Consider the following 14,185-nt stretch of genomic DNA (forward strand, 5'->3'; position numbering starts at 1 on the left):
CTTTCGGTTCACGAACGCCTGGCGATCGGTAAATCACCGGGTCAGGTGGGGTGCGAGGACATGCGGGGCAGGGCGGGCGGGGGCTCGCCCGCACGGTTCCGGGTCCGTCCCGCGCCCCCGTCGTCGCCGTTTACCGGCGCCGAACCGGCGACCAGGCGTTCCCATACCGCGGGTTCGTACGTTTTTCCCAGCCGGCGCAGCGACGCCGTCCAACGAGGAGGACGAACATGCCCGAGAACACGAACCCGAAGCCGATCGAGGACGAGGACATCGAGGTCGTGGCGCACGGGGAGGACGAGGAGGCCGAGGCCGGCTGCATCGTCAACAACTCCAGCGACATCTCCTGACGCTTCGCGTCACGTCCTGAGTACCTCGCGGGCCACCCGGTTCTCGGCAGATCGTGCCAGGGACCGGGGGGCCCGCGGCCACTCGGCACCCTCGGCGAAACGCTCGCCGAACCCCTTCCGTACCCCTTCCGAAGCCCTTCCCCACTTCTCTTCCCCGCCCGCCCGATCCCGAGGGAGCGAGCACGCCGTGAACATCCTGCTCTGCCCGCTCAGCGACGGCGGCTATCTCTACCCGGCGATCGCGGCCGGCCGGGAACTGCGGCGCCGCGGCCACCACGTCAGCGTGCTCGCCAGGTCGTCCGCCGCGCCCGTCGTGGCGGAGTCCGGCCTGCCGTGCCTGCCGGCCGAGGACTTCGGCGGCCGCCGGGCGTTCTCCGCCACCTGGTGGGGGACGACGGGCGCGGCCCAGTACCGGGCGGTCGTACGCGCGGCCCGGGAGACGCGGGCCGAGCTGCTCGTCACCTCGGTGCTGTGCAACGGCGCGCTGCTCGCGGCCGAGGCGTTGGACCTTCCGGTGGTCGTGGTCGGCCTCTCCGTCCATCTGTGGGACTACCGCGCCGGCGGCGACGGCGAGCCGCACCTGGGCAGGACCCGGGAGAGCCGGACCTTGGACTGCCGGGGCATCCTCGCCGCCACCCGGGAGGAGGTCGGCCTGGCCGGGCGCGCCTCCCGGTGGGACGACCCGCTCCTCGGCGACGCCCTGCTGCTCAGGGGTGACCCGGCGCTGGAGTACCCCGGCGGCGAACTCCCCGAGCGCGTACGGTTCGTGGGCCCCATGGACTGGGAACCGGCCCCCGGACGGGGCGAGTCGGAAGCCGTCGCCGACCATCTGGCGCGGACCGGCAAGCCCGTCGTCTACGTCCACCTCGGCCGCTTCTTCGGCGGCAGGAGCCTGTGGCCACGGCTCAACGAGGCCTTCACCGGCGGGCCGTTCCAGGCCGTGGTCGAGCAGGGCAGGTCCACCGAGCCGCAGCCCGGACCGGACGCCGACATCCTGCTCGTACGCAAACCGTGGATGGGTCCGCTCGTCGATCTGGCCGGACTGGTAGTGGCCAACGGCACCTCGGCCCCCGTGCTCGCCGCCCTGCTGCGCGGCCGCCCCCTTGCGCTCTCGCCGAACGGGTCCGAGCAGCCGCTGCTCACCGGCGCCTGCGTCCGGGCCGGCGTGGCCGTACGCGACCCGAAGACCCCGTCCGCGGACCTGTCGGCGCTGCTGGAGTCGGCGTGGCACGACGAAGGGCTGCGGACCCGAGCCCGCGCGCTCGGCGACAGGCTGGCCGCGGCGGGCGGCGCGGCCCGCGCGGCCGACATTGTCGAGCGGGTGGCTGTGGCATCCGCGATCCCGAAGGAGGACCATGAGTACGCGATCAGTCGGCCTCGATGAGGCCGTGGCGAGTCTGTCCGTGGGTGCGCGGCACTGGATAGCGCGGCGCGCGGGGTACCTCGACTCGCCCGAGGGTCACACGGACCTGCCGGTGACCCCCCGTGTCAAGGCCCTCCTGCAGCTCGCGCTGCTCCGCCGCTACTGGGAGAAGACCGTGCCCGGCGAGACGGCCCTCGGCGAGGCGACCGCGATCGTCGAACGGGCTTGGCGGCGGCCGGACTTCCCCCGGCTGCTGACCCTCGACCGGCGGTACGCGCGGGAGTTCGAGCTGATGTACGCGGGCCTGACGCCCGCCGGCAGCACGACCGACGCACCGCGCCAGGTCCTGGCCCGGCTGGCGGCGGACGGCTATCTGGCACCGCGCCGGAAGGCCCCTTACCTCCACCTGGAGGCCAGGTTCTACGCCGATCTCGCGGGCGCGGAGCACACGTTCGCCTCGTACGAGGAGCTGTACGCCGCGAGCCTGCTGGCCCGGGCGGCGACGCTGCCGGTGGCCGATCTCGACGTCTGCGTGGTCACGCACACCGTCTTCTACCTCAGTGACTTCGGCTTCCGGGACCCCGGACTCGGCGAGGAGGCGCGCGAGCAGGCGCTGCGGGTCGTGGAGCGGCTCACGCACCACTGCCTGGGGCTCGGCGAGTGGGACCTCGTCGGCAAGCTCGTCCTGGCCCAGTACTGCCTGGGCGCCGATCCGCTGAGCACCTCGTCCGGCGCGGCCGGGATACGGATGCTCGCGGAGGTCCAGGCGCCCGACGGCGCGATCCCGGGCCGGTCCGTCGTGCGGCGCGCCCCGGCGGACGCGACGCCCGTGGACTACTTCAGGAAGTCCTACCAGGCGACCCTGGTCACGGCGCTCGCGACGCTGATCATCGGGAACGGCCGGCAGCCCGGCGGCGGCGCGACCGCCGCCGCCGGAGCGACGACAGTACGGGAGTCACGGTGAGCATCGACCAGGCGGCGCCCGTCACAGCGCCCACGGCCCGGCCCGACCGGGAGACCGGCCCCGACGCCACGCCCCGGCCCGACCTCGCGGCCTCCGGCGCGCGGCTTCTCCAGGGTGAGCGGAACTGGTGGTTCCTCGGCCCGGGCGGGGTGGCCCGGCTCGGCTCCCGGCACGTCACGGCCGACGGGGAGCTGCGCCCCGAGGCCGAGCAACGGCTGCGCGACAGCGGCATGTTCACCCCCGCTCCGGTCCGCGCCTACGCGCTGACCGTCCTCACCAGCACCCACTGCAACCTGGGCTGCGGCTACTGCTTCCAGAACACCGCGCAGGACCTGGCCGGCGGCAGCCGGCCGCCCCGGATCGCCCGGACCCGCCTCAGCTCCGGCACGATCACCTCGATCCTCGGTTTCACCGAACGGCAGATGGCCGCCGCCGGCCTGGAGAAGCTCCGCATCCTCCTCTTCGGCGGAGAGCCGCTGCTCAACCCGCGCGGCTGCCTCGAACTGCTCGAACGGGCCGCGGACATCGCGCCGACCTCCGCCTGGATGATCTCCAACGCCACCCTGCTCACCCCGTCCCTCGCGCGACGGCTGCACGAGCGCGGGCTGACGTCCGTCCAGGTCACCTTCGACGGCGACCGTGACGACCACGACCGGATCAGGATCGGCCGGGCGGACGGCAGCGGCACCTTCGACAAGATCGTCCGGAACATCGTGAAGGCCTCCGAGGTCACGCCGCTCCGCTGGACGCTCCGGGTGAACGTCTCCCAGGAGACCTTCCACGGGGTCGACGCGCTGATCGACCGGCTCGCGGCCGCCCTCGACCCCGCCCGGTGCTCGCTGTACTTCGCCCGGGTCGGCGACGTGGGCGTCGGATACGCCAACAGCCTGCTGCACACCGGCGAACTCTCGGCCGCCTTCACCCGGTGGCAGCGCCGGGCCCTCGGCCTCGGCTTCACCGTCAGCCGCCCCGGCGGCAGGAAGACCTGCGTCACCTGCGGCCACGCCGACGGCCGGTACGGCGCGGTGGTGAGCGCGGACGGGACGCTGGCGAGCTGCTGGGAGACCGCCGGCAAACCCGACTGGGAGGTCGGCACGGTCACCGACGGCTACCGGCCGGGCGCGGGGACCGGCGACCGCTGGATCGCCTGCCAGGACCTGTACAGCTACGACGAGGACGCGCGGACGCTCGCCCGGTTCCGCGACACCGTCGACACGGCCCTGCTGGACCATCTCCAGGAGACGGGGCGCCTGTAGCCATGCCCTCACCCCTGGAGCAGCTCTCCGCCCGCGCCCTCGACTGGCTGGGCGCGCACCTGGACTTCTTCGACCCGTTCTCGTCGAGCGGGCGGTCGGCCCCCCACGGGAAGGCGAAGGCCGCACTGGAGCTGGCGCTGCTCTGCCATCGCGCGGCGCGCCCGGACGCCGGCCCCGATCCGCTCGGCGGGGCGACGGCACTCGTCAGGAAGCTCTGGCAGGACCCGGACTTCCCCGGGCTGTTCGACGAGCTGCCCGCGTACGCCTCCACGTACGGGCTGATCTACGCCGCGCTCGCCCCCGACGGGATCGACGACACGCTGTGCCGGGACCGACTCGCCCTGCTGCCCCCCGAGTTCCTCGCGCCCGAGGGAAAGTCGCCGTACCAGCGCGTCGAGATCCGCTACTACGCGGAGAAAGCGGGCGTCCGCCACGGCATCGAGCCGTACGCCGCACTCGTCCCGCAGAGCCCGCTCGTCGCCTTCCGCGCGGCCGGCTCCGGAGCGGCGCACACCGAGGCGGGCTCGCGCGGCGGGGCACCGGGCCCGGACGACGGGGCGCCGCTCGCCACCCCGCGGGCGTACGCGCTCACCCACACCGCCTTCTACCTCGGCGACTTCGGCCGTACCGACCCCCGGCTCGACGCGGACACCCTGGAGCGCGCCCGGGAGCTGGTCCGCGTGACCCTGCTGCACTGCGTCGAGCACGACCGGTGGGACCTGGCCGCCGAGCTCGTCCTCGCCCAGTTCATCCTCGGGACCGACCCGCTGAGCACCCCCTCGGGCGCGGCGGCCGTGGACTGCCTGCTGCGGGCCCAGCGGTCCGACGGGGCGATCCCGGGGCGGAGCGCCGAGCTCGAGGCCCCGCCGTCCGCGTCGGCCGGTGAGTTCTTCGGGAAGGCGTACCACACGACCCTGGTGACCGCCCTCATGGCCTCGATCGTCGCGTCGCCGAGGCCGTCATGACACGGACAGGGGCATCGCGTTTCACGCTGATCAACCGCGACTACACCCGGCTCTGGTTCGGCCAGGCCGTCTCGTCCGTCGGCGACGCCGTCTTCAGCACCACCCTGGTGCTCTGGGTGGCGACCGTGCTCGCGAAGGACGAGTCCTGGGCGCCGATGGCCGTCAGCGGCGTCCTGATGGCCTCCAGCGCCGCCGTCCTGGTCATCGGCCCGCTTGCCGGGGTCTTCGTCGACCGCTGGGACAAGGTCGCGACGCTGCTCCGCACCGAAGTCGTCCGCGGCGCGCTCGTGGCACTGCTCACCGTCGTCTCCCTGCTGCCCACCGACGCCCTCCCGAAGGGGGTCTGGCTGGGCGTCGTGTACGTGACGGTGCTCCTCCTGCACGCGGCGGGCCAGTTCTTCTCCCCGGCGCGCTTCGCGATCCTCGCCGACCTGGTGAAGGGGGAGGCCGACCGCGCCCGGGCGGCCGGCATCGGCCAGGCGACCGGTGAGACGGCCTGGATCATCGGCCCGCCGCTCGCCGCGCCGCTGCTCTTCGCGGCGGGCCTGCAGTGGGCGCTGCTCTTCAACGCGCTCTCGTACGCGGTGTCGTACATCGCCATCCGGTCGATCGACCTGCGTCCGGCGCCCCCGAAGGCCGCCGCCGCGGGACGTTCCGACAAACAACAGGCGAGCCTGCGGCGCGAGTTCGTGGCCGGTGTGCGGTTCTTCGCCCGCAGCAGGTTCCTGGTCGCGCTGCTCCTGCTCGCCGTCATCGGGCAGTTCGGCATCGGCGCGCTGAGCACCCTCAACGTCTTCTTCACCACCGACAACCTCCACGCCGACGCCCATCTCTACGGCTACATCGGCATGGCCATGGGAGTGGGCGGCATCACCGGCGCGCTGTGCGGCGGGCGGGTCGTGCAGTGGCTCGGAGCGCGCCGCAGCACCTGGATCAGCCTCCTGGTGAGCGGTGTGCTGCTGGTCGCCTACTCACGTCAGACCGGCTTCCTGGGCGGTGTCGCCCTGCTCTTCGTCTTCACCGTCCCGCTGACCGTCCTCAACACCGCGATGGCGCCGCTGCTGCTCGCGGCGGCGCCGTCCGAGTTCCGGGGCCGGGTGATGGCCGTGTTCTACCCGGTGACGAAACTGGCGTCGATGCTCGCCGCCGTCCTGTCCGGCTGGCTGGCCGGTTCCGTGCTGACGGACGTGGCGGGCTCGGTCGCCGGCGTCCGGTTCGGACCCATCGACACGATCTTCGCCGCCTCCGGGGTGATCGTCGTGCTGGCCGGCGTCTTCGCCTGGCTCGCCCTGCCGGGCACCCGGCCCGACGAGGCGCCGGGCGACGAGGCACCGGGTGACGAGGCACCGGGTGACGAGGCGCCGGACGACGAGCCCGCCCGGACGACGGCGACGAAGGCCGCGGCTCCCGTTCCGCCGGTCCGCGACCGCGCCGAACCGCCCGCGACGGACTGACGGGCCCCCACCGGCGCGTCAGCCGTCCCACCGTCCGCCCCACCACGAACGAGGGAGCCCCGAGTGACCACCGACGCCCGACCGACCCGGCGCCCGTACCCGCACGCGGAGCGGCAGGACGTCGTCCAGGAACTCCACGGGCTGCGCGTCCCCGACCCCTACCGCTGGCTCGAGGACGCCGAGGACGCCGCCACGCTCCGCTGGAGCGCCGAACAGCAGGAGCTCTACGCGTCGGAGCGCGCCTCGTGGGACGACCTGGAGCGGTGGCGGAGCGAGGTGGCGGCGCTCGGCGCCGTGGACCGCGTCTGGTCGCCCAAGGTCCGCGGCGACCGGGTCTTCTGGCTGCGGCAGGACGCCGGGCAGGAGCACCCGGTGCTCGTCGTCGCGGAGGCCGGGTCACCGGACTCCACACCGCGGGTGCTGCTCGACCCCAGTGTCCTCGACCCCTCGGGGCGGACCGTGCTCGACGCCTGGGAGCCGTCCGTGGAGGGCGGTCTGCTGGCCTGCCAGGTGTCACGGGACGGCACGGAGGACTCGCTGCTCCGGGTGATCGACGTGGCCACCGGGGAGACCGTCGACGGGCCGATCGACCGGGTGCGGAAGTCCTCGGTCGGCTGGCTGCCGGGCGGCGCGGCGTTCTACTACGTCCGGCACCTTGACCCCCGGCTGAACCCCGGCGAGGAGCGCTACCACCGGAGGGTGTGCCTGCACCGGGTGGGCACGGCGCCCGACGCGGACGCGGTGGTCTTCGGCGAGGGCCGGGACAAGACGCAGTTCTACAGCGTCTCCGTGACCGCGGACGGCCGCTGGCTCGGCGTCACGGCCACGCTCGGCACCGGGCGCGGCACCGACCTCCACCTCGCGGACCTGACCGCCGCGCCGCTCGACCGTCCGCTCCTGCGGCCGGTCCAGGAGGGCATGGACGCCGCCACCCGGCTGCACGCGGTGCCGGGCACGGGACCGCAGGACCCGGTGTGGCTGCGGACCGACCGCGACGCGGCGCGCGGCCGCGTCGTCGCCTGCCGGCCGTCCGAGCTCCACCTGGGTCCCGCCGCCTGGCGCGAGGTGATCCCGGAGCGGCCCGGCGCGGTCCTGACCCATCTCGTCGTGCTGTCCGGCCCGGAGCTGAAGCACCCGCTCGGCCTGGCCGCCTGGACCCGGGACACGGTGGCCGAGCTGACCGTGCACGACCTGGTCGAGGGCCGGCAGGTGGCCACGGTGCCGCTGCCCGGCACCGGCGCGGTCGGCGACTTCTCGGCCGGCGCGCCCGGCGGTCACGAGGCCTGGTTCGCGTACACCGACTTCGTCACGCCGGTACGCGTGCTCCGCTTCGACGCGCGGACGCTCCGCGTGACGGGCTGGGAGCGCGACGCCCGGCAGGCGCCCGCCGTGGCCGGTGCCGTGACCCGCCAGGTCGCCTTCCCCTCGCGGGACGGCACGACGGTCCGCATGTTCGTGATCTCCCCCGCCGGACGCCCGGACGTGCCGCGACCCGCGCTGCTCACCGGATACGGCGGCTTCGGCCGCACGATGTCGCCGCGCTACCGGGCGCTGGTGCTCGCGTGGGTGAGGGCGGGCGGCGTGTTCGCCTGGGCGGGGCTGCGCGGCGGCGGCGAGGAGGGCGAGGCCTGGCACCGGGCCGGCAGCGGGCGGCACAAGCAGAACACCTTCGACGACTTCGCCGCCGCGGCCGACCGGCTGCTCGACGAGGGCTGGACCGAGCCCGGCCGGATCGCGATCATGGGCGGCTCCAACGGCGGCCTCCTCGTCGGCGCGGCCCTCACGCAGCGGCCCGCGGCCTACGCCGCCGTGGTGTGCATGTCCCCGCTCCTGGACATGGTGCGGTACGAACTGTCCGGCCTCGGGCCCAGCTGGACGCCCGAGTACGGCAGTGCGCAGGACCCGGCCGCGCTGCGGGTGCTGCTGGGCTACTCCCCGTACCACCGCGTCACACCGGGCACCGCGTACCCGGCGGTGCTCCTGACCGCCGCGGACGGCGACACCAGGACCGATCCGCTGCACGCCCGCAAGATGTGCGCCGCGCTCCAGCACGCCACGACCGGCCCGGGACCGATCCTGCTGCGCCTCGAACACGGCGTCGGCCACAGCGACCGGGCGGCCTCCCGCGCGGCGGCCCTGCAGGCCGAGTGCCTGACGTTCCTGGCCCAGCGGGTGGGCCTGCCCGCGCCGGAACGGCCGGGGACGTAGACCGGAAGGGGCGCGGGGCGGGGCGGGCCCGGAGGCCGGGCCCGGCCGCCTCCCGGGCGGTCAGTGGGCGGTCAGGAGCGGTGCTCCGTGGCCCGTGCCGCGTGCGTACAGACGTATCAGGTGGGGCATCTCGTACTGCGCCGCGTGCGCGGTGACCTCGCCGCCGGGGGAGGTCACCATTCCGGCGTCGATGAGCGCCTCCACCACCCGCACCGCCTGCCGCTCGTCGCATCCGAGGGCCTCCGCCGCCTCGCTCAGGCCGAACGGGCCGTCCCCCGTACCGGCGGCCAGCCGGCCCGCGTTCCGTCCGCATTCCTCCGGCAGCGCCTCCCAGCCCCGGGCCAGCCGTCTGCGCACGGACACGTCGCCGGAGGTCAGTTCGTCCAGGGCCCCGGCGGGGTCGGTCAGCCGGTCCGCGAACTCCCGCAGGGGTACGTGGCGCAGCACCGCGAGCCGCATCCCGCTCACCCTGACCGCCAGCGGCGAGCCCCCGCAGGCGCGGACGATCCGCAGCGCGGCATCCCGGTCGGCCCGCACCCGACGCTGGCCGACGAGTCCGGCGAGCAGCTGCACGGCCTCCGCGGTGCCGAGCGGTGGTACGGAGACCCGGTGCACGGGGGCGAGGCCGCCCAACTGGCCGCGTGCGGTCAGCAGGACCCTGCCCCGCCCGCCGCAGGGCAGCAGCGGCCGTACCGCGCGCTCCTCCGGCACGTCGTCCAGGATCACCAGCACCCGGTGCTCCGCCAGCCACTCCCGCCACGCCTCGGGGCCCGAAAGTCCCGTCTGCCCGGTGCGTGCGCCGATCTCGGCGAGGACGGCGGACGGCGGACGGGTGCCGCCGTCGGAGTCCCGCAGGGAGACCCGCAGCCGGCCCTCGGTGAAGCGGTTGCCGAGCAGATGGGCGGCGCGTACCGCGAGGGCCGTCTTCCCCGCTCCGGCCGGCCCGGACAGCAGCACGACGCTCCCCGGCACGCTCTCGTCCTCCAACAGGTCCAGGACGTCGGCCAGTTCGTCCCCGTGTCCGGTGAAGTCGGCGAGGTCCGGCGGGAGTCCGGTGGCCACCGCCGGGGCGGCGGGCCCGGGGGCCGCCGGGCCACGGCTCGCACCGGTCCCGGCCGTGGACGCGGCCCGGGCGGTCCGGGTCGCCGCGGGGGCCGGGGCCGTCCCGGCCTCACCCGCGAGGATCTCCCGGTACCTGGCGGCCATGGCGCCGCTCGGTTCCAGGCCCAGTTCCCTGGCGAGGAGCTGCCGGTAGTCGTCGTACACGGCGAGCGCCTCCGGCTGCCGTCCGGCCCCGCTCAGCGCCCGCATCCAGGCGCACCGGAGCCGCTCGCGCAGCGGGTGCCGCTCGACGAGGTCGCGCAGCCCCTCGGCGACGGCCGGCGCGCCGCCCAGTTCGAGTTCCGCCTCCGCCCAGCTCTCGTACGCGGCCAGGCGGCGCAGTTGCAGCCGCTCGGCCTCCTCGGCGAGCGCGGGCGACTGCCGCAGGTCGTCGCCGAGCGGCGCGCCCTGCCAGAGGTCGAGGGCCTGCCGCAGCAGCGGTGCGGCCGAGCGGGGGTCCTGCCCTTCGGCGGCGCGTACCAGGGCGCGGAACGTCAGCAGGTCGAGCTCGTCCTCCGCGACGCGCAGCACGTATCCGCCGCCGGTGTGTCGCAGCCGGGGCCGTTCCAGGTCGTCGTCGGCGAGCAGCGCGCGCAGGGCGCTGACGTACACCTGGATGTTCTTGCGGGCGGTGCGCGGAGGCTCCTCGGGCCAGATCGCCTCGGTCAGGGCGTCCACGGAGACGGGTGAGTTGGCGGAGCCGAGCAGGGTGGCGAGCACCACGCGCTGCTTCAACGGGCCGAGGGGCAGGGCCCGTTCGTCCCGGTGGACCGCCAGCGGACCGAGGAGGGAGAACCGGAGCGCACCGGGTGACGCTACGGGCTGCGCGGACGGACGCGGCATCGAGCAAACCTCCGTATGGCGACGGGAGTCGGTCGGTCCGTTCCATGATCCGCCGCGGTGGTCCGGCACACATCGGTGCCGGACCCGCACAGTCGCGCCGCCGCCGGCCGCGTCCTGGGGGTCGGGACCCCCAGGGAAACGGGAGCGGCCCCCATGCCGGGGCCGGCGGACCCCCAGACATCGCGCCGGAGGGTTCCGGGCCGGCCCGTCAGGTGGCCGCGGCCCGGGCGGCGGCCGGCGGCGCGCCCCGCGCCTCCTCCGCGCGCTCTGCCGACAGGGCGCACAGCGCCGCCCGGTCCACGCAGCCCGTCTTGGTCATCAGGCTCGCCATGTGCTTCTCGACCGTGCGGGGCGAGATGCAGAGGCGCTGGGCGATCTGCTGGTTCCCGGGCCGTTCCATGAGCAGGACGAACACCTCGTACTCGCGCGGTGTGACGCCCGCGGTGCGCAGCTCGGCGGGGATGCGCTCCCGGCCGCCGCGGCGCTGCGGGACGCTGACCCCGGCCTGCCGGAGCACGGCCCGGCAGGCTCCGGCCACGGGCTGGACGCCCGCCTCGTGGAAGTACTCCTCCGCCGTACGCAGCCAGGCGACGGGGTCGCCCCAGGAGTCGGCGAGCGCCGCCTCGGCGGTCAGCCGCAGGGCGAGGTGCCATGCCTGCGGGAACACCGTCGCCGCCCGGCCGGCTTCTTCCACGGCGCGGCGCGCGCCTTCCGCGTCGCCGTCGCGGCCGCGCAGCACCGCGTCCGCCATGCCGAGGAACATGCGGTTCCAGGCCAGTTGGCCGCCCGGTGAGGCGAGCGCCTCCTCGTACGCCGCCCGGCCGCCGTCGCCCGGACCGGCGGCGTCGCCCTGCCCCTTGCCGTCCCCGCCCTCGAGAATGCGTAAAAGCGGGCGGAGCCCGTACCGGCCGCTGAGGTAGAAGAAGCTGGGGTGTTCGCGTTCCCAGGCGAGGGCGGCGTCGAGTTCGGCCGTGGCCCGCTGCCGGTCCTCGGCCATCAGTGCGCCCATGGCCTGGCACAGGCCGCGCTGGAGGGGGACGAGCATGGATTCCTCGCCGCCCGCCCGGCGGAACCGGCCGAGGGCGCGCTCCTGCTCGCGGGCGCGCCCCTGGTGCGCGGCGAGGGTGGCGTCGACGAGCAGCAGGTAGCGGTGGGCGGACAGGTTCTGGAGGCGGGCGCTGGCCTCCACGGACCGCTCGACGATCTCCCGGGCCCGGTCCCAGCGGCCGCCCAGCACGCTCTGCATGGCGAGCAGTCCGTCGACGGTCTGGAGCACGGCAAGCGAGCCGAGTTCATGGGCCGCCGCGCGGGCGGTCTCCAGCTGGGTCGCCTCGCCGGTCCGCATGAACGCGTTGGTTCCGAGCCGGACGAGCGCCTCGGCCCGGGACACGGCGAGCCGGTGCTTCTCGGCGACCTCCAGCATCCGTACGAGGCAGGCGTCGGCCTCGTCGAAGCCGCGCTGGCGGGAGAGCAGGGCGAGCAGCTGCCAGGCCTGACAGGCCACGACGGGGCGGCCGCGCTGCTCCGCGGTGAGCGCGGCATGCCTGGCGGAACGTTCCGCCTCCTTCAGTCGCTCGCGTCCGGCCAGCCGTCCGGGACCGCCCCGGTCCTCCTGCTCCGGCAGCAGCGCGAGGTGCCCCTCGACCACCACCAGCGCCGCCTCCTGCTCCGGACGCGGCGAGGAGCCGAGCAGCCCCCGCGCCGCCCTGATCCGGCGGCGCGCCTCCTCCTGCTGCTCCGCCATCGTCGCGACCCACGCGACCTGGGTGTGCGCCTGGGCCCGCTCCTCCGCCGCGCGCGACCCGGCGAGCACCGGCGGGAGGTCGTCGAGAAGCACCGACGCGGCGGTCAGCCGACCGGACTCGGCCTGGGCGATGGCGAGTTGTACGGTCACGTCGTCCCGCTCGCCGTCGGCCGCGAGCCCTCGGGCGCGCTCCAGGAGCACGGCGGCCGAGCCCGACGCACCGGCGTCCAGCATCTGCCGTCCGACCTGGGCGAACTGCCGGGACGCCGCCACCTTGTCGCCCGCCGCGAGCCGCAGGGTCGCGACCAACTGGCTCTGCTCCCCCGACAGTTCGCCGGTCCCCTCGGCCGAGAGTTCCGCCGCCGACCGCTCGATGGCGGTGGCCGCGCGCCGGGCGAGCGCGGCCTGCTCTGCGGGCGGCAGCGAGGCCCTGAGGGCGTCCGCCGTGAGGACGTGCCGGAAGGTGTAGTGGTCGTGGGCGGCGCCGTCGGGGGCGATGATCCCCGCCTCCGAGGCCGACCGCAGGTGGGCGAAGAGCGCCCGGTCGTCGAGCCCGGTGACCGCCCTCAGCGCGCCCACGGAGAACCGTCCGCCGAGCGTCGCGGCGAGGAGCAGCAGTTCGCGCACCGGTTCGTCGAGCCGGCCCAGCCGGCGCGCCCAGCTGCGGACCGCGCCGGTGGGCACCGTCGCCTCGCCGTGGTCGGCGAGGAGCCACCCGCCGTCGGCTCTGCTCAGCCGCCCCAGGTCCAGCAGGTCGGCGAGCAGCACCTCCACGAGGTAGGGATTGCCGCCCGCGCGCTCGGAGAGGTGCCGATGGGCGGCCGGCGGCACCTCGCCGGGCCGCGCGTCCAGGCAGGCGTCCACCATGCGCCGTACGGCCGCCTCGTCCAGCGGCTCCAGTTCGGCGACCGTGGCCGTGTTGCGGAGTTCGGCGGCGAGGGCGAGGTCCGAGGCGGGACCGGGGTCGGGGCGGAGGGTGCCGACCAGCAGCACGGGCAGGTCGGCCACGTTGTCGACGACGTACTCGACGACCGCGATGGTCTCGGTGTCGGAGTCGTGGAGGTCTTCGAGGAGGATCACACAGCCCCGCTCGCGGCCGAGCACGGCGAGCAGTCGGAGCAGCGCCTCGGCCAGTTCGACGAGCGAGATCGTGTACCCGGGCGCGGCCGCGGCGGCCCGCCACTCCGGTACGAGCCCGGCCAACGCGGGCCGGTAGGGGTCGAGTTCTGGGTCGTCCGGCGCGCCGGCGGCCCGGAACCGCGAGGAGAGCGCCTCGACGAGCGGCCTGAAGGGCACGACGAGCCCGGTGGACGTGGCCCGGCCGCGCAGCACCGGCATGTCCCGGTCGTAGGCGCGGAGGGCGCACTCACCGGCCAGCCGGGACTTCCCGATGCCCGCCTCGCCGACGAGGAACACCGCACGTCCGGCGCCCCTCCGGACGCTCTCCAACGCCTCGTCGAGTATCCCGATTTCGGCGTCCCGCCCCACGATGACCGACGACGTCGCACGCATGAGCGCAGGCTACTTGAACCGATTCGCGCACGGCAGTGGGCCGGGGAGCCCCCCGGCCCACGCACCTCGCGTCAAGGTCTCATCCCGGACACGTCACGCGCGGCGTGTCCGCCGCCCGTCAGCAGACCGTGATGGTGCCGGTGGTGTAGGGCACGTCGATCGAGGCGGCCGCGTCGAGGTCGGCCGCTCTGAGCAGCCGGCTGCGGAGGCCGAGCTTTCCGCCCGTCCCGAACGTCACCTCGCCGACCGGGTCCTCGTGGGCCGCGGTCTCCGCGCCGGCGCCGCCGTTGACGTACTTGACCGAGTCGCTGATCTGCATGGTCCTCACTCGTCCTTCGTGTCCGCGGGAGTGGTGGTCGGGCTGAGCTGGGTGGAGAAGGGTGGAGCAGAGTGGTGCGGTGGTGCGGTGGTGCGGTGTGGCTGGTCAG

9 protein-coding genes are annotated in these 14,185 nt (G+C 75.0%); 6 read left to right on the forward strand and 3 right to left on the reverse strand.

Annotation, left to right across the window (positions count from 1 at the left end):
- Positions 1 to 534: 534 nt before the first annotated feature.
- The 6 genes from DEJ43_RS02595 (at position 535) to DEJ43_RS02620 (ending at position 8,557) form a co-directional block, all read left to right on the forward strand.
- A complete protein-coding gene (locus DEJ43_RS02595) occupies positions 535 to 1,731 on the forward strand; it encodes a glycosyltransferase (RefSeq protein ID WP_015031743.1) in 1,197 nt (398 codons plus the stop codon).
- Entirely contained in the window at positions 1,703 to 2,674 is a 972-nt protein-coding gene (locus DEJ43_RS02600) for a DUF6895 family protein (protein ID WP_015031744.1), read from the forward strand. The genes DEJ43_RS02595 and DEJ43_RS02600 overlap by 29 nt, the downstream gene beginning before the upstream one ends.
- Positions 2,671 to 3,930 (forward strand): radical SAM protein, encoded by a 1,260-nt coding sequence (locus DEJ43_RS02605; protein WP_015031745.1) that lies wholly within the window; start codon positions 2,671 to 2,673, stop codon positions 3,928 to 3,930. The genes DEJ43_RS02600 and DEJ43_RS02605 overlap by 4 nt, the downstream gene beginning before the upstream one ends.
- 2 nt (positions 3,931 to 3,932) lie before the next feature.
- Positions 3,933 to 4,895, forward strand: coding sequence for a DUF6895 family protein (locus DEJ43_RS02610; protein WP_015031746.1), 963 nt, complete (start codon positions 3,933 to 3,935; stop codon positions 4,893 to 4,895).
- Entirely contained in the window at positions 4,892 to 6,349 is a 1,458-nt protein-coding gene (locus DEJ43_RS02615; RefSeq protein ID WP_015031747.1) for an MFS transporter, read from the forward strand. Before DEJ43_RS02610 ends, DEJ43_RS02615 begins: the two co-directional genes overlap by 4 nt.
- Positions 6,350 to 6,412: 63 nt before the next feature.
- A complete protein-coding gene (locus DEJ43_RS02620) occupies positions 6,413 to 8,557 on the forward strand; it encodes a prolyl oligopeptidase family serine peptidase (protein WP_015031748.1) in 2,145 nt (714 codons plus the stop codon).
- A gap of 60 nt (positions 8,558 to 8,617) precedes the next feature.
- Here the strand turns inward: DEJ43_RS02620 and DEJ43_RS02625 are convergent, their stop codons facing one another.
- The 3 genes from DEJ43_RS02625 to DEJ43_RS02635 form a co-directional block, all read right to left on the reverse strand.
- Entirely contained in the window at positions 8,618 to 10,501 is a 1,884-nt protein-coding gene (locus DEJ43_RS02625; protein ID WP_015031749.1) for an AfsR/SARP family transcriptional regulator, read from the reverse strand.
- 208 nt (positions 10,502 to 10,709) lie between these two features.
- Positions 10,710 to 13,757 carry a helix-turn-helix transcriptional regulator gene (locus DEJ43_RS02630; protein WP_015031750.1) on the reverse strand — a complete coding sequence of 1,016 codons (3,048 nt, stop codon included), beginning with the start codon at positions 13,755 to 13,757 and terminating at the stop codon, positions 10,710 to 10,712.
- 118 nt (positions 13,758 to 13,875) lie between these two features.
- Positions 13,876 to 14,076, reverse strand: coding sequence for a hypothetical protein (locus DEJ43_RS02635; protein WP_015031751.1), 201 nt, complete (start codon positions 14,074 to 14,076; stop codon positions 13,876 to 13,878).
- Positions 14,077 to 14,185: the final 109 nt, after the last annotated feature.

The sequence above is a fragment of the Streptomyces venezuelae ATCC 10712 genome (assembly GCF_008639165.1).
Taxonomy (GTDB): domain Bacteria; phylum Actinomycetota; class Actinomycetes; order Streptomycetales; family Streptomycetaceae; genus Streptomyces; species Streptomyces venezuelae.